This window comes from Streptomyces sp. NPDC040622 (assembly GCF_055593965.1).
Window position 1 is genome coordinate 127,122 of record NZ_JBVIXD010000006.1, and the last position, 21,650, is coordinate 148,771.

22 protein-coding genes are annotated in these 21,650 nt (G+C 72.6%); 9 read left to right on the top strand and 13 right to left on the bottom strand.

All coding sequences use genetic code 11. From position 1 onward, the window contains the following. Positions 1-62: 62 nt before the first annotated feature. Positions 63-539 (top strand): GNAT family N-acetyltransferase, encoded by a 477-nt coding sequence (locus ACZ592_RS18330; RefSeq protein ID WP_471582595.1) that lies wholly within the window; start codon positions 63-65, stop codon positions 537-539. Positions 540-920: 381 nt separating this feature from the next. On the opposite strand, the gene ACZ592_RS18335 is transcribed toward ACZ592_RS18330, so the two are convergent. The 4 genes from ACZ592_RS18335 to ACZ592_RS18350 form a co-directional block, all read right to left on the bottom strand. Beyond that, entirely contained in the window at positions 921-1,430 is a 510-nt protein-coding gene (locus ACZ592_RS18335) for a hypothetical protein (protein ID WP_471582596.1), read from the bottom strand. Positions 1,431-1,575: 145 nt separating this feature from the next. Beyond that, positions 1,576-2,808: a GNAT family N-acetyltransferase gene (locus ACZ592_RS18340; RefSeq protein ID WP_471582998.1), complete on the bottom strand. Its 1,233-nt coding sequence runs from the start codon at positions 2,806-2,808 to the stop codon at positions 1,576-1,578. Positions 2,809-2,926: 118 nt separating this feature from the next. Next, positions 2,927-3,943 carry a zinc-binding dehydrogenase gene (locus ACZ592_RS18345; protein ID WP_471582999.1) on the bottom strand — a complete coding sequence of 339 codons (1,017 nt, stop codon included), beginning with the start codon at positions 3,941-3,943 and terminating at the stop codon, positions 2,927-2,929. A 148-nt stretch (positions 3,944-4,091) separates the two neighbouring features. After that, positions 4,092-5,345: an NAD(P)-binding protein gene (locus ACZ592_RS18350; RefSeq protein WP_471582597.1), complete on the bottom strand. Its 1,254-nt coding sequence runs from the start codon at positions 5,343-5,345 to the stop codon at positions 4,092-4,094. Positions 5,346-5,611: 266 nt separating this feature from the next. Here ACZ592_RS18350 and ACZ592_RS18355 point away from each other — a divergent pair, with 266 nt between their 5' ends. Then, a complete protein-coding gene (locus tag ACZ592_RS18355) occupies positions 5,612-6,304 on the top strand; it encodes a pentapeptide repeat-containing protein (protein ID WP_471582598.1) in 693 nt (230 codons plus the stop codon). Positions 6,305-6,927: 623 nt separating this feature from the next. On the opposite strand, the gene ACZ592_RS18360 is transcribed toward ACZ592_RS18355, so the two are convergent. The 3 genes from ACZ592_RS18360 to ACZ592_RS18370 all read right to left on the bottom strand — a co-directional run bounded on the left by ACZ592_RS18360 (position 6,928) and on the right by ACZ592_RS18370 (position 9,750). Then, positions 6,928-7,428 carry a hypothetical protein gene (locus ACZ592_RS18360; RefSeq protein WP_471582599.1) on the bottom strand — a complete coding sequence of 167 codons (501 nt, stop codon included), beginning with the start codon at positions 7,426-7,428 and terminating at the stop codon, positions 6,928-6,930. Between the two features lie 334 nt (positions 7,429-7,762). Beyond that, on the bottom strand, positions 7,763-8,404 hold the full coding sequence (locus ACZ592_RS18365; RefSeq protein WP_471582600.1) for a response regulator: 642 nt from the start codon (positions 8,402-8,404) through the stop codon (positions 7,763-7,765). Further along, positions 8,401-9,750 (bottom strand): sensor histidine kinase, encoded by a 1,350-nt coding sequence (locus ACZ592_RS18370; protein WP_471582601.1) that lies wholly within the window; start codon positions 9,748-9,750, stop codon positions 8,401-8,403. Before ACZ592_RS18370 ends, ACZ592_RS18365 begins: the two co-directional genes overlap by 4 nt. A gap of 250 nt (positions 9,751-10,000) precedes the next feature. Between ACZ592_RS18370 and ACZ592_RS18375 the strand changes: the two genes are divergently transcribed. The 4 genes from ACZ592_RS18375 (at position 10,001) to ACZ592_RS18390 (ending at position 13,971) form a co-directional block, all read left to right on the top strand. Next, positions 10,001-10,558 (top strand): GlcG/HbpS family heme-binding protein, encoded by a 558-nt coding sequence (locus tag ACZ592_RS18375; protein ID WP_471582602.1) that lies wholly within the window; start codon positions 10,001-10,003, stop codon positions 10,556-10,558. A gap of 74 nt (positions 10,559-10,632) precedes the next feature. Next, the gene (locus tag ACZ592_RS18380; protein WP_471582603.1) at positions 10,633-11,235 is read left to right on the top strand and encodes an ankyrin repeat domain-containing protein; all 603 of its coding nucleotides are present in this window, start codon (positions 10,633-10,635) and stop codon (positions 11,233-11,235) included. Then, the gene (locus tag ACZ592_RS18385; RefSeq protein ID WP_471582604.1) at positions 11,232-12,395 is read left to right on the top strand and encodes a YncE family protein; all 1,164 of its coding nucleotides are present in this window, start codon (positions 11,232-11,234) and stop codon (positions 12,393-12,395) included. Before ACZ592_RS18380 ends, ACZ592_RS18385 begins: the two co-directional genes overlap by 4 nt. Positions 12,396-12,537: 142 nt before the next feature. Continuing rightward, positions 12,538-13,971 (top strand): M1 family metallopeptidase, encoded by a 1,434-nt coding sequence (locus ACZ592_RS18390; protein WP_471582605.1) that lies wholly within the window; start codon positions 12,538-12,540, stop codon positions 13,969-13,971. A gap of 31 nt (positions 13,972-14,002) precedes the next feature. Here the strand turns inward: ACZ592_RS18390 and ACZ592_RS18395 are convergent, their stop codons facing one another. From ACZ592_RS18395 to ACZ592_RS18415, 5 genes are all read right to left on the bottom strand, one after another. Further along, on the bottom strand, positions 14,003-14,512 hold the full coding sequence (locus ACZ592_RS18395; RefSeq protein ID WP_471582606.1) for a GNAT family N-acetyltransferase: 510 nt from the start codon (positions 14,510-14,512) through the stop codon (positions 14,003-14,005). A gap of 37 nt (positions 14,513-14,549) precedes the next feature. Then, the gene (locus ACZ592_RS18400; RefSeq protein ID WP_471582607.1) at positions 14,550-15,614 is read right to left on the bottom strand and encodes a hypothetical protein; all 1,065 of its coding nucleotides are present in this window, start codon (positions 15,612-15,614) and stop codon (positions 14,550-14,552) included. Then, positions 15,592-15,960 (bottom strand): PadR family transcriptional regulator, encoded by a 369-nt coding sequence (locus ACZ592_RS18405; RefSeq protein WP_471582608.1) that lies wholly within the window; start codon positions 15,958-15,960, stop codon positions 15,592-15,594. Before ACZ592_RS18405 ends, ACZ592_RS18400 begins: the two co-directional genes overlap by 23 nt. A 103-nt stretch (positions 15,961-16,063) precedes the next feature. Further along, complete coding sequence (locus tag ACZ592_RS18410) at positions 16,064-16,450, bottom strand: VOC family protein (protein WP_471582609.1); 387 nt, start codon at positions 16,448-16,450, stop codon at positions 16,064-16,066. A gap of 150 nt (positions 16,451-16,600) precedes the next feature. Then, positions 16,601-17,176, bottom strand: a complete 576-nt coding sequence (locus ACZ592_RS18415; protein WP_450344746.1) for a TerD family protein — start codon at positions 17,174-17,176, stop codon at positions 16,601-16,603. A 224-nt stretch (positions 17,177-17,400) separates the two neighbouring features. Here ACZ592_RS18415 and arfB point away from each other — a divergent pair, with 224 nt between their 5' ends. Beyond that, positions 17,401-17,829 carry an alternative ribosome rescue aminoacyl-tRNA hydrolase ArfB gene (gene arfB / locus ACZ592_RS18420; RefSeq protein ID WP_471582610.1) on the top strand — a complete coding sequence of 143 codons (429 nt, stop codon included), beginning with the start codon at positions 17,401-17,403 and terminating at the stop codon, positions 17,827-17,829. 96 nt (positions 17,830-17,925) lie between these two features. On the opposite strand, the gene ACZ592_RS18425 is transcribed toward arfB, so the two are convergent. Then, on the bottom strand, positions 17,926-18,417 hold the full coding sequence (locus ACZ592_RS18425) for a flavin reductase family protein (RefSeq protein WP_471583000.1): 492 nt from the start codon (positions 18,415-18,417) through the stop codon (positions 17,926-17,928). Positions 18,418-18,906: 489 nt separating this feature from the next. On the opposite strand from ACZ592_RS18425, the gene cdgB reads away from it, so the two are divergent. Together cdgB and ACZ592_RS18435 are read left to right on the top strand one after the other, a co-directional pair. Next, entirely contained in the window at positions 18,907-20,541 is a 1,635-nt protein-coding gene (gene cdgB / locus ACZ592_RS18430; RefSeq protein ID WP_471582611.1) for a diguanylate cyclase CdgB, read from the top strand. 87 nt (positions 20,542-20,628) lie between these two features. Further along, the gene (locus ACZ592_RS18435) at positions 20,629-21,618 is read left to right on the top strand and encodes a carbohydrate-binding protein (protein ID WP_471582612.1); all 990 of its coding nucleotides are present in this window, start codon (positions 20,629-20,631) and stop codon (positions 21,616-21,618) included. Positions 21,619-21,650: the final 32 nt, after the last annotated feature.

Below are 21,650 nucleotides of genomic sequence, written 5' to 3' on the forward strand. Positions count from 1 at the left end.
GGCCGTGGGCTGTCCGGGGCGGGGGCTCCTCGGGCGGTGAGCGGGCCGCATAGCCTGCGGCCATGATTCGTACCGCGACACCCGACGACATCCCCGTCATCCACGCCCTGGTCCGCGACCTCGCCGCGTACGAGAAGGTTCCCGACGAGGCGAGGGCCACCCAGGAACAGCTGCGCGAGGCGCTGTTCGGGGAGCGGCCCGCCGCCTTCGCGCACATCGCGCAGGACGACTCGTCCGGCGAGGTGGTGGGGTTCTCGGTGTGGTTCCTGAACTTCTCCACCTGGCGCGGTGTGCACGGGATCTACCTGGAGGACCTGTACGTACGCCCCGAGGCGCGCGGCGGAGGGTACGGCAAGGCGCTCCTGACCGAGCTCGCCCGCATCTGCGTGCGGCGCGGCTACGAGCGCCTGGAGTGGGCGGTCCTGGACTGGAACTCGCCCGCCATCGACTTCTACCGGTCCCTCGGTGCCGTACCGATGGACGAATGGACGACGAACCGGCTGGCCGGGGACGCGCTGACGTCACTCGGCGCGCTTTAGCTGCGGCGGTTCGGTAGTTCTGCGGTACTGCGGTACTGCGGTTCTACTGCTCCGCGATTCCTGGTTCTGCGATTCCGTGGTTTCGCCGTTTCCAAGGGGAAAGGCAGGGGAAAGGCAGGGGAAAGGCCGCCCTCGCCAGAGGGCGCGGGCGGCTCTTCCTCGCGTCAATTCATTCGGTGCGAACGCGTCACCGCGCATTACCGCGTGAGCGCAGATAGTTACGGCCGAAGAGGGCCATTCCCAGTGCTCCGCCGACCGCGCCGACACCGCACAGGACGTTCGCCCACAGGGCCATGTCCCGTGTGAACCACAGCAGGCTCACCAAGAGCAGCGCGACAGAGAGCAGAAAGCGCTCGCCGTCCCCCGGGCCGCGGCGCACGGTCAGTCCCTGCTGGCCGTGCAGGAGTACTTGACGCCCTTCATCTTGATGGTCCGCCACCCGGCCATCACCTGGACGTCGGACGCGGTGTTGGCGGGTGCGACATCGGTACCGCCGCCACCGCCGCCCCCGTCCTTGCGGCAGTAGTAGCCGAGCGCGTCGAGCTTCTTGAGGTCGCTCATGGCCTGGTACTTCTTGTACGACTTGATCATGGCGGCGCGCTTCTGTGCGGGCGTCGCCTCCTTCGCCTTCGTGTACGCGTAGCACCCGACGCTGGCGCCGATCCCTACCCACGAAGCGCCCTTGGCCAGCGCCTTGGTGAGGCCCGCCGCACCGCTGCCGATCCCCAGGACCGCGCAGATCTCGTCCGCGCCCGCGGCCTGGGAAGTGGCCGCCGGCTGTGCCGCCTTCGCATTCCCGGCGGGCTCGGACGCCGCGTACGCGGTACTGCCCGCGGCCCCGGTCAAGACGCAGGCGATGGCGACGGAAATGCCTTTGGTGCGCAAGTTCATAAAAGTTGTTCCCCCAACTTCGCGCAATTGCTTGGTCATTGCATACGCGACGCTAGCAGCGCGCACTTCGTGCATGCAATGACCTTGCTCGATCCTTCGACTTCCCCAATGGGGAACGCGTTACGGGGCAGGAGTGCCGGCCGTATCAGAACTCGTCGACCGTGTGCGGGAGTTGGGGCGTACGCAGGGCCGCGTCCAGTGCCCCGGCCGTGCCCGGGGTGTGTTCCGTGGCCAGGCCCGCGCGGAGCATCGCGTCGATCGTCGTACCGCCCAGATAGCAGGCCGCCAGGTCGCGCACGTCGATGGTGAGGTCGGCGGGACGCTGCGTGGGTTCGTACGTACAGCCGTCGGGGGACGCCGTCAGGCGGTGGCGGCCCTCGTTGGCGGGGACGCGGTCGTCGTGGATGTCGAGGACGACGTCCACGGGGGCCGCCCAGGAGCGGGCCGTGAGCGCGGCGCGCACGTCGACGAGGCGGACCCACAGCGCGGGGAAGTCGCCCGTGACGCGCACCTGGTCGCGGTCGGCGGCGAAGAGGTGCAGCGGGTCGTCCACGGGGCGGCCCCACGCGCGGATCAGGCCCGTCAGGTCGATCGAGGCCAGGTAGCGCCAGAGGGCGGCCTCGGCGGCCGGGGTGTCGGCCTCCAGCTCGTCCAGGCGGACCAGGCCGGGGGCGTCGTCGCGGGTCTTGGTGCGGTAGATCGCGTATCCGGCGACGCCGGCCGCGCCCTCGCCGGGCTCGCCGAGGACGACCACGCGGGGCGGCGACAGCTCGTCGTCCTCCTCGTCCTCCTCGACCAGCCACTCCTGGCGCCACCACGCCTCGCCGCGGCCGATGCGGCCGGCGCGCTCGGCGCGGGTGCGGTCGTAGTAGTCACCGAGGAGGCCGGGGACGTCGGACGGGTCGACCAGGCGCAGCGGGCGGTCGTCCGGGGTGATGCGCAGCGCCAGCGGGCGCCGGGAGTCGATCTCCACGGTGTGGCCGTGGGTGGCGGGGCCGAAGCCGAACCTGCCGTAGATCGCGTCCTCGGACGCCCACAGGGACGCGATCGGGGCGCCGTCCGCCGCCGCCCTCGCGAACAGCTCGGCGAGCATCCCGGAGAGCACGCCGCGGCGCCGGTGCGTCGGCGCCACGGACACGAACATCAGGCAGGGGCAGGGCAGTTCGCCACCCGGCACGGACACCTTGAACGGGAACGCCGCGAGGAACCCGACGAGTTCGCCGTTCTCGTAGGCGCCGATGCGGGTGCAGCCGAGCAGCAGGTCGTGGTGGTGCTTGCGCTTCTCCTCCTCCGGACTCTCGTGGAAGACGAGGTAGGCGAGGGAGAGAGCGCGGTCGATCCCCGTCTCGGGGACGTCGCGGAACTGGACGGATTCCATACCCATATAACGGACGGTAGTTCCCGGAAGTCGTGCGGGCATCCGGATTTCGAGCCGGTTCGCGAGCAGCTCAGGGGCTCAAGGGATCGGAGGATCGGGGGCTCAGGGGATCAGAGGCTCAGGGGATCAGGACGACCTTGCCCATCGTGGCGCGGCTCTCCAGCGCGCGGTGTGCGGCCGCGGCGCGGGCGAGGGGGAAGCGCTGCACGGCCGGGGTGAAGTGACCCAGCGCCGCGGCGGTGAGGGCGGCGAGCTCCAGGGTGCGGACGGGGTTGTCGCCGCCCGCCTTGCGCATCATCGCCGGGCCGAGGACGTTGATCTGGGTGATGCCGCGCTCGGCCAGCTCCTCCTCGGTGAACTTCGGCTCATCGCCGTCGTGCGGGCCCTTGCCGGACCAGCCGAAGACGAGGTGGCTGCCGCCCGGGCCGAGCAGACCGACCGCGGCCAGGCCCGCCGCACCGCCCACCCCGTCGAAGACGACGGTGGCCGCGCGGCCACCGAGCTGCTCGGCCAGGTGGGCGCGGACCGTGTCGGGCCACGCCGGGTCGGTGTAGTCGACGGCCAGGTCCGCGCCGTTCGCGCGGACGCGGTCGGTCTTCTCCGGGCCGCCCGCCAGGCCGATCACCGTGGCGCCGCGGTGCTTGGCGTACTTCGTGAGAAGAGTGCCGATGCCGCCCGCGGCGGCGGGAATGACGGCCACCGAGTCGGCGGTCAGCTTCGCGAACTGCAGGATCCCCATCGTCGTACGACCCGTGCCGATCAGGGCGACCGCCTCGGCGGCGTCCAGGTCGTCGGGGATCTCGTGCAGGCGGGACGCCTCGGTGACGACACGCTCCGCGTAGCCCCCGGGGGCGAAGCCGATGTGGACGACGACGCGCTTGCCCAGCCAGTGCGCGGGCACGCCGTCGCCCAGCTCGTCCACGATGCCGGCGACCTCACGGCCGGGGACGGTGGGCAGGGCGGGGAGCTCGGGCAGCGGCCCCTGGATGCCCTCGCGGACCGCGGTGTCCAGGAGGTGCACGCCGGCCGCGGTGACGGTGACGCGGACCTGGCCCGCGGCGGGTTCGGGGATCGCCGTCTCCTCCAGTACGAGGTTCTCGGCGGGGCCGAAGGCGTGGAGGCGGACGGCGCGCATGGTGGTGGGCGGTGTGGGGGTGGGCGGCGTGGTGGTGGGCGGCTTGGTGGTGGCGGGCGTCGGGGGCATGCGGGCTCCTTGGGGCTGGGTGCCGGTCCGGCACGTGCTGCGGGCCGTCCTCTTGGCTGCTCCGGTATGCCCTCACCCTTCAACGTGAAGTGGACTTGAGGTCAAGGGCCGACGTGGTCAGGGCCAGCGAGACGGCCTCCCTGGCGCTGTTGAACGACACCTCGGAGAGCAGCCCCGGCGCCGCCACCTGGTCGCCCGCCAGGTAGACGTCGTCGCCGCGGTCGATCGCCGGACGGTCCCGCCAGGTGGTGCCGGGGCGGTCGAGCGCGCCGGTGCGGCCGTTCGCGACCGAGGCGCGGCGCCACGTCAGGCGCTCGCGCCAGCCGGGGCAGCCCAGGTCGAGGAGGTGCTCGGCGCGGGCCACGCCGTCCGCCTTCGACTCGTCGGGGGCGAGCGGGATCTGCGCCTGCACGAGCTGTTCGCCCTCGGGGGCGAGCGTGCGGTCCTGGGCGGTGAACCGTTCGACCCAGCCCGTCCTGTCCAGGTCGGAGACGGCGAAGGCGTCGCCCCTGCGCGTACGGAACGCCACGTCGACGAGCGTCGTGCGGCCGCTCTCCCAGCGCAGGGACTCGTCGCCGAGGAGGCGACGGGCCGCGTCGAGGGACGTGGCGACCACCACCGGGCCGTGCCGGGGCAGGTCGCCGAGGCTGTCGACGCGGTCCAGGGTCTCCGTGCGTACGCCCATGTTCCAGGCGAGCGCGGCCATGCGGTCGACGACCGTGCCCCAGCCGCCGCGCGGGTAGTGCGCCTCCGGGGGCAGCTTGGTGGCGCGGCGCAGGCGCTCCTGCACGAAGCGGGCGGAGAGCGAGCCGGGGTCGTGGTGGAACGTGGCCACGGCGATGTAGTGCGCGGCGGCCCGCGCGCCCTCCTCGCCGACCTGCTCCGTGGCCCAGGACGTGAAGTCCCGGTCCACCGGGGCGTGTCCGGCCTTGCGGCGCAGCAGCTTGAGCATGGCGAGGGGCGGGACGCGGCGCAGCTCGCCGTGGTGGAGCAGGCGCAGGCGGGCGCCTTCGAGGGGTGGCAGCGGGGCGAGGGGGCCGAGGAGGTCGCGCTGCTTGAGCCAGGTCCAGTGCGGGCCGCCGTTGTAGAGGGCGTGCGGGCCCTCGTTCGTCTTGTACGTGCCTTCGGCGGTGCGGGCGCGGCCGCCGAGGGTGTGGTGGGCCTCGCGCAGGGTGACGCGGGCGCCTGCCTCGGCGGCGGTGATGGCGGCGGTCAGGCCGGCGAAGCCGCCGCCGATGACGGTGATGGTGGTGTGGTGAGGGATGGAGGGAGTGGAGGGAGTGGAGGGAGTGGGGCTGTGGGTGGTGGTCTTGGCCGGGTTGGTGCGGGTCATCGAGGGCTCCCTCTGGGGTGGGTGCGGGGCTTCACCTCTGGGACGTGCGGGGGTGCGGCGGATGTGACATCGGGGTGCGGCGGATGTGGCACCGGGGTGCGGCGGATGTGACATCGGGGTGCGGCGGATGTGGCACCGGGGTGCGGCGGATGTGACATCGGGGTGCGGCGGATGTGGCACCAGGGTGCGGCGGATGTGACATCGGGATGCATCGGATGTGGCACCGGGGGCGGGGCGTTGTCGGTGGGGGCGGGCACGATGGGGGCATGGCTCAGAAGGCGAAACCGGCGCAGGTGGTCAAGGCGGCTCGGCGGGCGGAGGTGCGGTTGCCTCCGCTCCGGCCCTTCGACGGAGGGACGCTGTCGCCCGACGGGGACTACGACGGGGTCGAGTTCGGCGGGCTCGACCTCGGCGGGCAGGACGGTGGCGGGGCGCTGTTCATGGACTGCGCGGTGACGGGGTGTGCGGTCGACGAGACGCGGCTGGCGCGGGCGCGGTTCGTGGACTCGGTGCTGACCGGGCTGCGGGGGGTGGGGACGGACCTCGCGGAGGCGTCGCTGCGGGACGTGGAGGTGGTCGACGCGCGGCTCGGTGGCGTACAGCTGCACGGGGGCGTGCTGGAGCGGGTGGTGGTGCGGGGCGGGAAGATCGACTACCTGAACCTGCGGAAGGCGCGGTTGCGGGATGTCGTCTTCGAGGGGTGCGTGCTCGTGGAACCGGACTTCGGGCAGGCGTCGCTGGAGCGGGTGGAGTTCGTGGACTGTGTGGTGCGGGGGGTCGACTTCACGGGGGTGCGGATGAAGGACGTGGACCTTCGGGCGGCGGGGGAGCTGGAGGTCGCGCGGGGGGTGGAGTGTCTGGCCGGTGCGGTGATCAGTCCGGCACAGCTGATGGAACTGGCGCCGGCGTTTGCCGCGCAGGTGGGGGTTCGGGTGGCGGGTTCTGGCCCCTGGGCCTAGGACGGGTTCGCCTTTGCTGCGGCTGTGGGGCGGGGTCGCGGGGGTATGTACGTACTCGCTATCCCTGCGCCCCGCTGCACGAACAAAGGCGCCATTGTTTCCTCGGTGCTCCGTGCGCACATACCCCCGCGCCCCCTCGGGCGCGTGTGCGGCTGCCGGTCATCGGTGGGGCTTCTTCGGGCAAGCCACGCAGGGCCGGGGCCACCCGGGGGTCTCGGGTGTGGCCTCGGGTGGGGCGGTGCCTCAGGGGGGGGGCTTTGGGCGGGGCGGTGCATCGGGGCGCGGCGGGCTGTTGCCTCCTGGGGCGCGGGGGCGGCGGGCCGTTGCTTTCAGGGGTACGGGGGCGGCGTGCTGCTGCGTTCAGGGGTACGGGGGCGGCGGGCTGTTGCTTTTAGGGGCGCGGGGAACTGCGCGATCAGCCACAACGAACCCGCACCCGCCCACGCAGCGCGCCCCGCAACGGCGGGTGGGCTTTTAAGGGGCGCGGGGAACTGCGCGACCAGCCACACCACACCCGCACCCGCCCGCGCAGGGAGGAACCCACCCACCCCGCACCGCCCAAGGCCCAGGGGCCAGCCCACGCGACAAGCCACAACGAACCCCCACCCGCCCGAAGCGCCCCGCTAGCCCACGCGGGGAAAGCGGCCCAGGAGCGACCACAGCGCCGGGTTGTCCGCGAGGCCGTCGTGGAGGTCCGTGAGGTCGGCCACGAGGTCGTGGAGGAAGTCGCGCGCCTCGCGCCGGAGTTCCGTGTGGGAGAACGTGAGCGCCGGCTCCTCCGGGTCCATCCAGTCCGCCTCGACGTCCACCCAGCCGAAGCGGCGGGCGAAGAGCATGCGGTCGGTGGACTCGGTGAAGTCGAGCTCCGCGTACTGGGGGCGGGAGGCCCTGCTGCCCAGGGGGTCCTTGTCGAGGAGCTCCACGATGTCGCACAGCGCCCACGCGAAGTCGAGGACGGGAACCCATCCCCAGGCTGTGGACAGTTCCCGGTCGGCCTTGGTGTCGGCGAGGTACACGTCTCCGCAGAACAGGTCGTGGCGGAGCGTCCGGACGTCCGCCCTGCCGTAGTCCAGCTGAGGGGGGTCCGGGAAGCGGGCGGAGAGCGCGTAGCCGATGTCGAGCACGGGGTCGATGGTGTCATGGACCGCGGTCGGGAGCTGGAAATGCTGCTCTGACCTGCGGAAACGTGGGTGTTCACGCGTTCGGGTGAACGGTTTTCGGTTCCGCCGGTGTGAGGGGGGCCAGAAGGACCACGCTCCCGCAGCCTCGTCGCCGACGTGACCTCCCGTTCCACCGGCGACGACGACCGCCGCAAGAGGAACGTCGGGTACGTCCGTGCCGGCATCCCCGTCCGCCTGCTCGTCGACCGCGAGGCCGGGCACGCCGTGCTGTGCACGGAGCCCGCGGGCGAGGAGTGCGGGCACCAGGAGATCGCCACGCTCTCCGGGGCCGTTCCCCTCACGGCAGCAGGCGTTGTTCCTTCGCCACCGCTACCGCGCCCGAGCGCGTGTCCACGCCGAGCTTGTCGTAGATGCGGCCCAGGTGGGTCTTGACCGTGGCCTCGCTGATGAACAGGGCGCGGGCGATCTCGCGGTTGCCGAGGCCCTGGGAGAGCTGGCCGAGGATGTCGCGTTCGCGGTCCGTGAGGGTGGGGTGGGGGGCGCGCATGCGGGCCATGACGCGGGAGGCCACCGGGGGTGAGAGGGTCGTGCGGCCCTGGGACGCGGCGTGGATCGCGGAGAAGAGTTCCTCGGGGCGCTCCGCCTTGAGGAGGTAGCCCGTCGCGCCGGCCTCGATGGCGCGGGTGATGTCCGCGTCCGTGTCGTAGGTGGTGAGGACCAGGACGTGGGGGGAGGGGGGCCGGGCCGTGATGCGGCGGGTCGCCTCCACGCCGTCGATGCCCTCGCCCAGTTGCAGGTCCATCAGGACGACGTCGGGGGTCAGTTTCGCGGCAAGGGCGACCGCTTCCTCGCCGGTGCCCGCCTCGCCGACCACCTCGATGTCCGGCGCGCTGCCGAGCAGTGCGAGCAGGCCCGCGCGGACCACGACGTGGTCGTCGCAGACCAGGAGGCGGACGGGGTGGGACGGTGCGGTGTTCATGGCTGCGGCTCCAGCGGGATCGATACGGACAGGACGGCGCCCTCGCCCGGCGCGGACTCGATCGTCAGTGTGCCGCCCAGCTGGACGGCCCGGGCGCGGATCGCGGGCAGCCCGTGACCCCGTACGCCCGCCGGGGTCCCCGCGGCGGCGGGCGGGGTGAAGCCGCGGCCGTCGTCGGCGATGTCCAGGACCACCTGGTCGTCCAGGTGCGTGAGGGTCAGCGCCGCCGTCGTGGCGTCCGCGTGTTCGCGTACGTTCGCCAGGGCGCCCTGCGCGATCCGCAGGAGCGCCGAGCCGACCCGGTCCGGCAGCGGCACCGGCGGGCCCTCCGCGTGGAAGCGCACCGTGAGGCCCGCGCCCGTCTCGCGCTCCGCGAGCTTCCGCAGTGCCTCGGTGACACCGCCGCCGTCCGCGAGGTCGGCGGGGGCCAGGTCGTGCACGAAGCGGCGGGCCTCGGCGAGGCCGTGTTCGGTGATCGATTCGGCGGTGCGGACGTGGGTGCGGGCCTTGGCGGGGTCCGAGTCCCAGACGCGGTCGGCCGCCTGCAGCAGCATCTGCTGGCTGGACAGGCCCTGCGCGAGGGTGTCGTGGATCTCCATGGAGAGGCGCTGGCGTTCGGCGAGCGTGCCTTCGCGGCGTTCGGTGGCGGCCAGTTCGCGGCGGGTGCGGATGAGGTCGTCGATCAGTTCGCGCTGCCGGGCCGCCTGGCGCTGCATGTGGACGAAGACGGCCGTCGCGATGGCGCAGACGGCGGGCGGGCCGAGGATCAGGTCCGGGTCGTAGCGGCCCGCGAGGCGCAGCTGTGAGGCGATGACGCAGCCGGTGAGGACGGTCACCAGGGCGAGGGCCGCGCGCAGCGGCAGCGTCTGCAGGCCGGTGAAGAAGAGCGGCACCGCGCACCACCCGAAGCTCGGCGCGAGGACGACGAGGACCAGCCAGACCCCGACGACCAGGGCGAGCCAGGCGAGGCGGCGCCGGGTGGGGCGGGTGCCGGGCGCCGGGCCGGAGGGGAAGGGTGTGGCGGGGTAGGGAGCGGTGGGGCGTCCCGACCGGGGGATGGGGCGTCGCGACCGGGTGGTGGGGCGTCGCGAGCGGGCCGCGGCGAGGAACGGGAGGGCGTACAGGAAGGCCAGGACCACCGAGAGCACGATGATCCACGGGACGCGCGCGCCGCCGGGGTGGCGCAGCAGGAAGCGGGCCAGCGAGGTGGCGAGGAGCAGGTAGAACGTGGCGTGCATGACGGCCGCGAGCCACCGCGCGTCGGGGTCCGGGGTGCGGTGGGCGGCCGGGTCGGGCGGGTGCTGTCCCACCGGGGCGCCCGGGGCGCCTGCCTCTCGTACTGCCATGTCGTGGTGCCGCCTCGTCTCGTCGTCACAGCGCTACTGCGTCACGGCCTCGCTGAACTGGGCAAACACCCTCATTGTGACCCGGTGGGGCCACACCGGGGTCAACCGATCGGTTGACCCTGGTGTCGGCCGAGTCGCGCGCCGCTCCCAGCCGCTGTGCCGAGGGGTGGGCCCCGGGTGCGGCCACAGGATTGAGGGCAGAGGCGAACACCCCTCCTGCCTCTCCCGCACTTCACCCCAGGAGCCCCCGATGCAGAAGCTCTCCCGCCGCACCCGCGTCCTCACCGTCGCCGCCACCGCCGCCGTCCTCGGCGCCGGCACCTTCGGCGCCGTCTCCGCCACCGCCGAGACCCCCGACGCCGCCTCGAAGGCGGCCGTCACCGCCGACGCCGGCAACAAGAACCTCACGCAGTCCACGCACCTGACCGTCGCCGCCGCGACCAAGGCCGCGCAGGCCACCCTCGACGCCGCGAAGAAGGAGAACCAGCGCGTCTCCGTCGCCGTCGTCGACCGCAACGGCAACACCATCGTCGAGCTGCGCGGCGACGGCGCCGGCCCGCAGTCCCCCGAGTCGGCCGTGAAGAAGGCGTACACCGCCGTCTCCTGGAACGCGCCCACCTCCGAGCTGACCAAGCGCCTGGAGCAGACGCCGACCCTGAAGGACATCCCCGGCACCCTGTTCCTCGCGGGCGGCGCCCCGGTGACCGCCAAGGACGCGCCCATCGCGGGCATCGGTGTCGCGGGCGCCCCGAGCGGCGACCAGGACGAGAAGTTCGCGAAGGCGGGTGTGGCGGCGCTCGGCCGCTGAGCCCCGTGCCACTGAGGCTGTTCCCGGTCCCCGCGCCCGTCCGCGCGGGGACCCGTACGACGAGGAGATCCGCCATGAACCACACCGCTGCCGACCGGCGGCTGCTCGACGCCGCGCGGGCCGGGAACGCCGCCGAAGTCCGTGCCGCCCTCGACGAGGGCGCCCGCGTCGAGATCCGCGACACCGAACTGCGCAGCCCGCTGCTGCTCGCTGCCGCCGGTGATCACGTCGAGGCCGCCCGGGTGCTCGTCGCCGCGGGCGCCGACGTCGACGCCCAGGACCACCGCGCCGACAGCCCCTGGCTGGTCACCGGGGTGACGGGCAGCGTCGCCATGCTGCACGTCCTGCTGCCCGCGGGCCCCGATCTGACGCTGCGCAACCGGTTCGGCGGGATCTCCGTGATCCCGGCATCGGAGCGCGGCCACGTCGCCTACGTACGTGAGGTGCTGCGCGTCACCGACACCGACGTCGACCACGTCAACGACCTCGGCTGGACCGCCCTGCTGGAGGCCGTGATCCTCGGCGACGGCGGCCGCGCGCACCAGGAGATCGTGGAGCTGCTGCTCGCCGCGGGCGCGACGCCGGACCTCGCCGACCGGGACGGCGTCACCCCGCTCGCGCACGCCGAGCGGCGCGGCTTCGCGGAGATCGTGGGGCTGCTGAGGGCCGCGTCGTGAAGACGCCCCGCGCGCCCCGCCCCCTCCCCTCCCTCCGCGCGCCCCGCACGGTGCTGGGCGGCACCGCCGTCCTGCTCGCCGCCGCCGTCCTCGCCGGCTGCGGTGCCGGTACGGGCGGGGCCGCCGCGTCCCGCGCCGAACCCGCACGCCCGACCACCACGGTCACCCTCCCCGCCGACACCAGGACCCCCGAAGGCACCCTCCTGGTCGCCGACTTCGGCGCCGACACGGTGACCTTCGTCGACCCCGAGAAGGGGCCCATCGACTCGGTGAGGGTCGGCAAGGCCCCCTACGGTCTTGCCGTGGGGAAGGACGGCCGGGCCTGGGTGGCCACCGCCGAGGGCGTCGCCGTCGTCGACACCGAGGAGCGCGAGCGCCTGGACCGCATCCCGTACGAGACGGAGACAGGCCCCGCCACCACCGGCGAGTACCGCGGCGGCGGCATGGGCATCGCCCTCGCGCCGGACGGCAAGCACGCCTACGTCGGCGTCAACGTCCCCGACGGCAAAGGCGCGTTGGAGGTCATCGACACGCAGGAGCGCGAGGTGGCCGACACCGTGCCCGTCGGCCGCCGGCCCTTCGACGTCGACGTGTCCGAGGACGGCCGCGAGGTCTACGCCACCGACCACGACTCCTTCGACGTGACGGTCGTGCGCGCGGACTCGCTGAAGCCGCGCCGCATCGAGGTCGCCCCCTACGGGACCGAGGGCGGCCTCGGCTCCTGGCTGAAGCCGCACTACACCGCCGTACGGCCCTCCGACGGCCGGCTCCTGCTGCCCTTCGAGGGCGAGAAGCTCGTCGTGCTCGATCCGCGCACCGGCGAGTACGACGTCGAGAAGATGACGGCCAACACCCACCAGCACGGCGTGACGGTCACCGACGACGGCACGCTCTACGCCGTCGGCACCGGGCCCATCGACCCGGACGCCGACAAGGGGCCCTCGCTGACCGTGCGGAAGGCGGACGGCACGGAGCGGGTGTTCCCGCTGGACGGGCCGCACGAGGACGTGGCCGTGGCGAAGGACGGCCGTACCGCGTACGTGACCGGCGGGTTCACGCGCGACGGCTACTGGAACGGCATCTCGGTCGTCGACACGGAGGACGGGTCGGTGCGCCGACTCCCGGCGGGCGAACGGCCGTTGGGCGTCGCGGTGCTCTGACCGGTCGGCAGGCCCCATCAAGGCGGGGTCTTCGGGGCGCGGCCCCTGCCGTACCCCTCCCGCGCCCCTGACATGCGCATATCGCGCCCCTGACGTGCCCATATCGCCCCGCCCCGAACAATTGCCGCATAAGATCACCGGTGTGGACCTGCGATCTTCGGCCTCCCGCGCCGTCACCGTCACCTGCGCCCTCGCCCTGCTCGCCGGGGTGGGGGCCTGCGGCGGCTCGGGCGGTGACGGCACGGCGGGCGCCGACGGCGTGGGCGACCCGTACTTCCCGAAGCTGGGCAACGGCGGCTACGACGTGTCCCACTACGGCCTGAAGCTCGGCTACGACCCCTCCTCCGGGCACCTCACCGGCACCGCCGAGATCACCGCACGCGCCACCCAGGACCTCAGCTCGTTCCACCTCGACCTCAAGGGCCTGGACGTCTCCGGCGTCACCGTCGAGGGCAGGACCGCCCGCTTCCAGCGCTCCGGCCAGGAGCTGACGGTCCGGCCCGCCGACGGACTCGACCGGGGCGAGACCTTCCGCACCACCGTCCGCTACTCCGGCACCCCGGAGACCATCACCGACGAGGACGGCGCCGAGGAGGGCTGGCTCAGGACGAAGGGCGGCGCGCTCGCGCTCGGGGAGCCGGTCGGTTCCATGGCCTGGTTCCCGGGCAACCACCACCCGAGCGACAAGGCGTCGTACGACGTGCAGGTCACTGTCCCCAAGGGCCTCAAGGCCGTGTCCAACGGCGAGTTGAAGGGCGAGTCGACCAAGAACGGCCGCACCACCTTCACCTGGCACACCGCCGAACCCATGGCGAGCTATCTGGCGACCGTGGCGATCGGCGCGTACGAGATGAAGACGTCGAAGACGAAGGACGGGCTGCCGATCGTCACGGCCGTCGACCCCTCGCAGGCCGAGGCGGGCGAGAAGGTCCTCGCGAAGATCCCGGACATCCTGGAGTGGCAGGAGTACAACTTCGGGCCCTATCCCTTCTCCTCGGCCGGCGCGATCGTCGACCGCGAGGAGGCCGCGGGCTACGCCCTGGAGACGCAGAACCGCCCGACCTTCCCCGGCGCCCCGGACGCCGAACTCCTCGTCCACGAGCTGGCCCACCAGTGGTTCGGCAACTCCGTCACCCCCAGGACGTGGCGGGACATGTGGCTCAACGAGGGCTTCGCCACGTACGCGGAGTGGCTGTACCAGGAGGACCACGACGGCGACAGCGCGCAGGAGATCTTCGACGCGTTGTACAAGGGCGACTATTACGAGGACGCCGAGGACAACAAGGCGATCTGGGCGTTCCCGCCGGCCCGGCCGGACAGCGCCGCGAACATCTCCGACCCGCCCGTCTACGAACGCGGCGCGATGGTCGTCCACAAGATCCGCCGAGCGGTCGGCGACGACGCGTTCTACGACATCGTGCAGGGCTGGACGAAGGCGTACCGCCACAAGAACGCGGACACCGAGGAGTTCACGAAGTACGTCGAACGGCACGCGGGCAGCGAGGCGGCGCGCAAGAAGGCCGCCGCGATCTGGGGCGACTGGCTGTACGGGGACGGGAAGCCCGGCCACCCGTAGGGGCCGGTGCGGGCGGGGTGAACGGACCGCGCTACAGCGCCTTGCGCAGGATCGCGCACGGCCGGTGCCGGGCGAGGTCCTCACGGTGCCCGATGACGAGGTAGCCGAGCGCGGTCCAGAAGCGCAGCGCCCTCGGGTTGTTCTCCAGGACGGCGAGGCGTACGGCGTCGCGCCCCGCGTCCCGGAACCGCTGCTCGACGAGCGTCGCCAACTCCCGCCCGAGACCGGTGCGCCGCACCTGGGCGTCGACCATCAGGAGCCCGATCCACGGGTCGGGGTCGGTGGGGTCGGGGTGCCGGGCCAGGGTGATGGCGACGCCCACGAGCCGCCCGCGCGAGCGCGCGAGCAGCACCTCCGCGTCCGGGTGCGCGAGTTCGTCCGCGAGCGCCTTGGCGACCTGTTCGATACGGATGTCGGCGGGGTCGGGGAAGTCGCCGCTGAGCGCGAAGAACTCACGGTTCGACGCGTACAGCCCGGTCACCTCGGTGAGGAGGTGACCGGGCAGGGCGCCGTCGACGGCGGTGAGCGGTTCGAGGATCATGCGGGGCAGGTTAGAGCCTGTCCGGCACGATTCCGGCTCACCCGCGCGGTGCGGTCCCGCGCTGCTTGCGCAGGGTGCGCCACTCGCCGATCGCGCCCCAGGCCGAGCAGCCGAACGCGCCGACGTAGCAGGCGACCCAGCCGGAGGACCGGTCCTGGGCGTCGAGCAGCATGTCCACGGTCAGGACGCCGAAGAGCACGGCGGAGAACAGGGCGCCGTAGAACTTCTGGCGCGTGATGCGCTGTTGCCTGCGCGGCCCCTCCGACAGGCGCAGGGCGTAGATCTCGGCGTCACCGAAGACGTCCACGGCGGTGCCGTCCCCGGGGGCCGCGGCGAGGTGCTGGCGCGCTTCCCTGACGTGACCGCGCGCTTCCGCGGCCGCCATGCCGTGCCGGCCGCGCAGCAGGTTCTCCAGGCGGTCCAGCCAGCGTTCGTCGTCGGGGCCGCCGTCCGGGCGCGCGGGTGTGAACCAGCGGTCGACCGTGCCGTCCGGCAGGGCGTAGGCGCCCACCGCCCAGACGGCGCCGGCCGCCATGAGCACCGGGGCGGGCACGCGGAACAGCTCCGCGCCGGGGAGGGTGTTGGCCAGGCCGATCCCGCCCACCAGCGCGGCGGTCGCGCCCGCGAGGAACCACCACATGCCGCGGAACAGCCCGGCGGCACGGGCGGTGAAGGCGACGCACGCCAGCACGGCGGCCGTCGCGATGCCCGCGAAGCCCGCGATCGAGGTCCTGCCCACCTGCACCCAGAGGCCGTCCTCGATCCAGTACAGGCCGAAGACGCCGAACACGAGGAACCCGAGGGACCCGACCGAGGCGCTCAGCCGCTCCCCGGGGCGCATGCCGCGCGTGTCGATCCCAGCCCGGTACCGCTCGCTGATCCGCTCGGCGGCGACGGTACGCGCGTACGCGGCCGGGTCGCCGAGCACCTCGGCGGCGGGCTCGCCCGCCTCGGTCACGAGCTGGTGGGCCTCGGCGAGTATCTCCTCGGAGAACCCGGCGGGCGCGTCCTCGTCGAGCACGAGCCGCACCTGGACGGTGGCGGCCCACTCCTCGTCCTCCTTGCGGTCCCAACTGATCTCAGGCGTACGTGTCTTGCTCATCGTCATCCCCCTTCGCCTCCGCCGGGAGGAGCGAGGCGACGGTCCGGGAGAAGTTCCCCCACGCGGCCTGGTCACGCCGCAGCCTCGCCCGCCCCTCCTCGGTGATCCGGTAGTACTTCCGCCCCGGCCCGCCGTCCCCGGCGCCCCACTCGACCTCCACGGCGCCCTCTTCCTCGAGGCGGGTGAGGGCGGGGTAGAGCGTCGCGGCCTTCACGCCGTCGAGCCCGGCGTCGCCGAGCCTGCTGAGCAGCGCGTACCCGTAGCTCTTCGCCTCGCTGTCGAGGATTCCGAGCAGGCAGAGGGGGAGGGCAGCGCGGGTCCACGCGGTGGGCGTGGCGGCGGTCATGGGTCCCCCTCGGATCTCAACTCTTCGGTCTTGCCGACTATTCAAGTATCCATAATAGTCGGCGATCTGTACAACCGGGCGGCCGTGCGGGGATGGCGGGGGGCTACGGGGAGCCGTGGCGCACCAGGCAGAACGGGTGGCCCGCCGGATCCGCGAACACCCGCCAGCCGTTGCCCCCGGTCTCCGCGTCCAGGACCGTCGCACCCGCCGCCACGACCTGCTCGTGGGCCCGGTCGAGGTCCTCCACCTGGAGGTCGAGGTGGAACTGCTGCGGGGCGAAGGGGTCGGGCCACCGGGGCGGGAGGTGGTCCGTGACGCGCTGGAAGGCCAGGACCTGGCCCGTGGGTGTGTGGAGGGTCTTCCAGTCGTCGCCGGTGGCCCAGCGGCGGTCCGGCCGGTCGACCGCGCCGCCCAGGAGGGTGCGGTAGAACTCCGCGAGGGTCAGGGGGGCGGGGCAGTCCAGGACGGTGCACTGCAGTGTGGCGATCATGGCGGGAGCGTAGGGGGAGGGCCGGAAGGCGTGGTGGGACGCCGTGGCCGGACGCAGGAAGGCCCCGGCAGCGACTCGCTGCCGGGGCCTTCCTGCGTCCGGCCCGTGAAGGCCGGTTGTGCCGTCTCAGGCGTGCTCGGACGGCTGGACTCAGACGTTCACGCCGAAGTCCTGGGCGATGCCGACGAGGCCCGAGGCGTAGCCCTGGCCGACCGCGCGGAACTTCCACTCGGCGCCGTTGCGGTACAGCTCGCCGAAGACCATGGCGGTCTCGGTGGCGGCGTCCTCGGAGAGGTCGTAGCGCGCGATCTCGGTGCCGCCGGCCTGGTTCAGGATGCGGATGAACGCGTTGCGGACCTGGCCGAAGTTCTGCGAGCGGTTCTCGGCGTCGTAGATCGAGACCGGGAAGACGATCTTCTCGATGTCGGCCGGCAGACCCGCGAGGTTGACGTTGATCTGCTCGTCGTCGCCCTCGCCCTCGCCCGTGACGTTGTCACCGGTGTGGACGATGGTCTGGTCCGGCGTCGCCTTGTTGTTGAAGAAGACGAAGTGCTGGTCCGAGAAGACCTTGCCCTGGGTGTTCACCGCGATGGCGGAGGCGTCCAGGTCGAAGTCGGTGCCAGTGGTGGTGCGGACGTCCCAGCCGAGGCCCACGGTGACGGCGGTCAGGCCCGGAGCCTCCTTGGTGAGCGAGACGTTGCCACCCTTGGACAGGCTTACTGCCATTGTTGGGAGTCCCTTCCCTCGTTAATGACGCACCGCTGTGTGAGCGGTGCGCACGGGCTTCGTACTGGGGACGAAGCTACCTTCACTGGTACCAACGCCGACCGGGGTCCCCAAGGTTCCACTTGGCTTTACTTTCTTTACCTCGGTCCCGGCCCGCCCCTCTCGCCCCCGCCCCGCCGAAAAAGAGCGTGACGTGAGCCCGACAGACGCGGGACCATGGAGGCATGTCCGGTCCCCATGTCATCCGTGGCTCCGTCTCGCTGCCCGAGGCCGAGCTCATGTGGCGTTTCTCGCGGTCGTCGGGGCCGGGCGGGCAGCACGTGAACACCAGCGACTCCCAGGTGGAGCTGCGGTTCGACCTCGCGAACACCGACGCGCTGCCCGAGGTGTGGAAGCAGCGCGCCCTGGAGCGGCTGGCCGCGCGGCTCGTCGACGGAGTCGTCAGCGTCCGGGCCAGTGAGCACCGTTCCCAGTGGCGGAACAGGGAGATGGCGGCCACCCGGCTCGCGTCCCTGCTCGCCGAGGCCACCGCCCCGCCGCCCAAGCCGCGGCGCGCCACGAAGATCCCGCGCGGCATCAACGAACGACGCCTGCGCAACAAGAAGGCCCGCAGCGACACCAAGCGGGGCCGCTCGGGCCAGGGCTGGGGCTAGGGCCCGGCGCGGGGGACTGCGCGCGCGGCTGTTCCGTGGCTCGCGCCCACACGGCGGAGCCGGTCACGTGCCGGCCTCGCGCCCCGACGCGCCCCGCTAGCCCAGCTGGCGGTAGCGCCCGCGGAAGTACGTCAGGGGGCCGCCGTCGGCGCTGGGAAGCGACGCGGTCAGCACGCGGCCGATCACCAGCGTGTGGTCGCCCGCCGTCACGGTCTGCTCCGTGCGGCACTCCAGTGTCGACAGCGCGCCGCCGACCAGCGGAGCGCCCGACGCGGCACCTCGTTCGTAGGGGATGTCCTCAAAGAGGAGCCGGTCGCTGATGCGGCCCTTCATCGCGAAGCGGCCCGCGATGTGGCGCTGGCTCTCGGACAGCACCGACACCGCCCACAGCGGCTGCTCGGCGAGCAGGTCGTCCATCCGGGAGCCCTCGCGCAGGCTCACCATGACCAGCGGCGGGTCGAGGGAGACGGAGAGGAAGGCCGTGGCCGTCATGCCCACGTCCTCGCCCAGCGGCGCGTGGGGGTCGTCCGGGTCCAGGCCGGGCTCGCGCGCCGTCACCAGGACCACGCCCGCGGCCAGGCGGGACATCGCCGCGCGGAACTCGTCGTTGCTCACCCCATCAGCATGCCCATCCGATGACGGGCGGCGCGGGGAAGGCGGGGCCGGGAGAGTCTTCAGTACGTGAGCCACGAGGGGGACGCTAGCCCGTGGGCCCTGCCCGAAACATCGGCCTCTGGGCCCAGATCGGTCCTAGGACCCGGGGCCGAGGGGGCCGGGCGGCACCGGGGGACGGCGTTGATCACAGCGCGTAGGTAAAGAACTCCGAGAAGTGGCACGCGGTGCCGCGAAATGCGGTGGACTAGTCCAAGGGACTGGACCAACGGCGGCTTCTCACCTGTGACTTGAGTCACAGGGCCCATATTTTGTTGACCCTGTGTACCGGGTGGAGAGCTCGCTGTGATTCAGTGACGGTGGCAATAAGACACTGAGGGCACAAGGGCGAAGAAGAACACGAAGAAGAACACTGCGGGCGCTGCGCATCCTGGAGTTGCTGTCGAGGTCTCGGGGAGAACGAGCATGGAGACCGAGTCGGAGCCGTACGTCCGTCTTGCGACCCTGCGGCAGCTGCACCAGGTGGTGGCGGAGCTCAACACGGCCCGGAGCCTGGCGGACACGCTGCAGACCGTCGCCGACGGCGTCGTCAACGGTCTTGGCTATGAATTGGCGTGCGTGAATCTGGTGCGCCCGGACGGCGACCTCGTCGTCGCCGCCTTCGCGGGCAACTCCTCGGCGGAGGCCCTGATCACCGGCCGCGTCGGCTCGCGCGACGCCTGGGAGCGGCGCCTTGCCATGGGCGAGGCCTGGGGCGCGCTGCGCTTCATCTCGTACACCGAGGGCTGGGTCCTCGACGACGACGACGTCCCGCAGTGGTACACCGAGGGGCCCGAGCCGCGCTTCGAGGACGAGTGGCACCCCTCCGACCGCCTGTTCGCGCCCATGTACGCGACGGGCGCCGCCGGCGGCGAGCTGCTCGGCGTGATCTCCGTGGACCGGCCGCGCAACGGCCGCAGGCCCGGCGCCTGGGGCCGCGAGGCCCTGCAGATGTACGCCTTCCAGGCCGCCATCGCGATCAGCAACGCACGGCTCCGCGCCAACATGCAGCGCGCCCTGGTCCGCCTGGAACGCGAGCAGCAGGCGCTGCGGGCCAGCGAGGAGTCCTTCCGGCAGGCCTTCGAGTACGCCCCGTCCGGCATGGCCATCGCCGAGATGGGCGGCGACCAGCACGGGCGGATCCTGCGCACCAACGACGCGCTCTGTCGGCTTCTCGGCAGGCCCGCGTCGGCCATGCGGCGCTACTCGTTCTCCGACCTCGTGCACCCCGAGGACATCGGCACGCTGCTGCGGACCTCCGCCGAGGGGGGCCGCGCCGAGCTGCGGCTCGGCCGCCGCGACGGGACGTACGTCTGGGTGTCGCTGCGCAACTCCGTGGTGGCCGACGCCGCCGACGGCCCCCGCTTCCTCCTCACCCACGTCGAGGACATCGAGGAGCGCAAGCGCCGCGAGCTGCACCTCGCCCACCGGGCCAGCCACGACTCCCTCACCGGACTGCCCAACTCCGCCGAGCTCCGCGCCCGCCTCAGCGCCCGTCTCTGTCGCAGGCCCCACGCGGGCCAGCCCAGCGCGGTGGACTCCCTGGACGCCGCCTACGAGCACGGCTTCGACTTCGGGCACGCCTCCCAGCAGGACGAGGGCTTCGACCACCACGTGCACACCGTCGCCCCCGAGGGCGGCGACGACGACGTGGACGACGGCACCAAGGGCCTCGCGGTCCTCTTCTGCGACCTCGACGGCTTCAAGTCGATCAACGACAGGTTCGGGCACCACACCGGCGACGCCGTCCTCATCGAGGTGGCGCGGCGGCTCACCAGCGGCGTGCGGGACGGGGACACGGTGGCCCGGCTCGGCGGCGACGAGTTCGTCGTCCTCGCCGACGGCCTCGGCCGGGCCGACGCGCAGGACCTCGCCGTCCGGCTGCGGAACGCGATCATCCCGCCGATCCGCGTCGACGGGAGGGCCGTCCGCGTGGGGGCGAGTTTCGGCATCGGCTGGGCGCACTGCGGGATGTCGGCCGACGAAGTGTTGCACTCCGCCGACCAGCGGATGTACGTGGAGAAACGGTCTCGTGCCAAACAGCACCGGCGGGCCGGCTAGGGGGCCTGATGAGGTCAACGCCACCCCTTGGGCTCACTCGGACCGGGTAGGCTCCCCGCGTCAGCGATGTGAGGGAGTGACCAGGGAATGACGCCCGGCAACAACGGCGAGAGCGCGCCGAGCGCGCCGCAGGGCGACGACGATCCGTTCGGCTACCTGTACGAGGACGGACAGGCGGCCGGAGCGACCCCGCCCAGCGGTGGGGGCGGCTACGGGTACCCGGGTCCCCGCTCCTCGTACAACCAGGTCCGGGCGGTCGGCGACCGCCGTTCGTACGGTCAGCAGGGCTACGGCCAGCAGACGTACGGCCAGCAGGTCCCGCAGCAGCAGCCCCAGCAGGGCTACGGCCAGCCGAACGCGCACTACACCGCCCCCGAGGCGCAGCCCGGCGGGGCGCCCGTCGCCTCCCCGCAGTACGCGCCCGCGGGCGGCGGCGGCCGGGGCCGCGGGCCGAACACCAAGGGACTGCTGATCGCCGCGGTCGCCGTGGTGGCCGTCGTCGCGCTCGGCATCGGTGCCGCGGTGCTCACCGGCAACGACGACGACAAGGGCGACGACGCGAACGCCGGCGGCAAGCCGTCGCAGGCGCAGAGCGTCGAGCCCAGCGAGAAGCCGTCGGACAAGCCAGACAAGCCGGTCAAGCTGCCCAAGACGGACGCCAAGGCCCTGAAGCTGGAGGGCGGCACGACCACGGCGTCCGACCTCGACGGCGCCAAGGCCGCCGGCGGCGTCTACGTGGCCGGGTTCGACAAGGTCGGCGCCCAGGTCACCTGGACCGTCAACGGCATCCCCAAGGCCGGCGCGTACAGCCTGCGCGTGAACTACGGCGTGCCCGGCAAGGACTCCAACGCGTCCATCCTGGTCAACGGCAAGAAGCAGACCCGCCCCCTGAACATGGAGAACTTCGCCCACGCCAAGGAAGGCGACTGGGAGAAGGGCTGGAGCAACACCTGGGCGGTGGTCCAGCTCACCAAGGGCACCAACACGGTGACGCTCACCTGCGACCAGAGCAACCTGTGCGGGTCGGTCGGGGCGAACATCGACCAGATGTGGCTCGTGGAGGGCGACAAGGGCTGACGCCCCACCGCCCCCCTCCCGCCGACGGAGGG

What these genes read in the sequence shown, in the direction of transcription:
- ACZ592_RS18375 (WP_471582602.1), top strand. Translation starts at nt 10,001, where the DNA reads ATGCAGAAGCTCTCCCGCCGCACCCGCGTCCTCACCGTCGCCGCCACC.
- ACZ592_RS18365 (WP_471582600.1), bottom strand. Translation starts at nt 8,404, where the DNA reads ATGAACACCGCACCGTCCCACCCCGTCCGCCTCCTGGTCTGCGACGAC.
- ACZ592_RS18330 (WP_471582595.1), top strand. Translation starts at nt 63, where the DNA reads ATGATTCGTACCGCGACACCCGACGACATCCCCGTCATCCACGCCCTG.
- ACZ592_RS18415 (WP_450344746.1), bottom strand. Translation starts at nt 17,176, where the DNA reads ATGGCAGTAAGCCTGTCCAAGGGTGGCAACGTCTCGCTCACCAAGGAG.
- cdgB (WP_471582611.1), top strand. Translation starts at nt 18,907, where the DNA reads ATGGAGACCGAGTCGGAGCCGTACGTCCGTCTTGCGACCCTGCGGCAG.
- ACZ592_RS18370 (WP_471582601.1), bottom strand. Translation starts at nt 9,750, where the DNA reads ATGGCAGTACGAGAGGCAGGCGCCCCGGGCGCCCCGGTGGGACAGCAC.
- ACZ592_RS18350 (WP_471582597.1), bottom strand. Translation starts at nt 5,345, where the DNA reads ATGACCCGCACCAACCCGGCCAAGACCACCACCCACAGCCCCACTCCC.
- ACZ592_RS18400 (WP_471582607.1), bottom strand. Translation starts at nt 15,614, where the DNA reads ATGAGCAAGACACGTACGCCTGAGATCAGTTGGGACCGCAAGGAGGAC.
- ACZ592_RS18410 (WP_471582609.1), bottom strand. Translation starts at nt 16,450, where the DNA reads ATGATCGCCACACTGCAGTGCACCGTCCTGGACTGCCCCGCCCCCCTG.
- ACZ592_RS18395 (WP_471582606.1), bottom strand. Translation starts at nt 14,512, where the DNA reads ATGATCCTCGAACCGCTCACCGCCGTCGACGGCGCCCTGCCCGGTCAC.
- ACZ592_RS18425 (WP_471583000.1), bottom strand. Translation starts at nt 18,417, where the DNA reads ATGTCCCGCCTGGCCGCGGGCGTGGTCCTGGTGACGGCGCGCGAGCCC.
- ACZ592_RS18380 (WP_471582603.1), top strand. Translation starts at nt 10,633, where the DNA reads ATGAACCACACCGCTGCCGACCGGCGGCTGCTCGACGCCGCGCGGGCC.
- ACZ592_RS18335 (WP_471582596.1), bottom strand. Translation starts at nt 1,430, where the DNA reads ATGAACTTGCGCACCAAAGGCATTTCCGTCGCCATCGCCTGCGTCTTG.
- ACZ592_RS18435 (WP_471582612.1), top strand. Translation starts at nt 20,629, where the DNA reads ATGACGCCCGGCAACAACGGCGAGAGCGCGCCGAGCGCGCCGCAGGGC.
- ACZ592_RS18340 (WP_471582998.1), bottom strand. Translation starts at nt 2,808, where the DNA reads ATGGAATCCGTCCAGTTCCGCGACGTCCCCGAGACGGGGATCGACCGC.
- arfB (WP_471582610.1), top strand. Translation starts at nt 17,401, where the DNA reads ATGTCCGGTCCCCATGTCATCCGTGGCTCCGTCTCGCTGCCCGAGGCC.
- ACZ592_RS18345 (WP_471582999.1), bottom strand. Translation starts at nt 3,943, where the DNA reads ATGCGCGCCGTCCGCCTCCACGCCTTCGGCCCCGCCGAGAACCTCGTA.
- ACZ592_RS18405 (WP_471582608.1), bottom strand. Translation starts at nt 15,960, where the DNA reads ATGACCGCCGCCACGCCCACCGCGTGGACCCGCGCTGCCCTCCCCCTC.
- ACZ592_RS18355 (WP_471582598.1), top strand. Translation starts at nt 5,612, where the DNA reads ATGGCTCAGAAGGCGAAACCGGCGCAGGTGGTCAAGGCGGCTCGGCGG.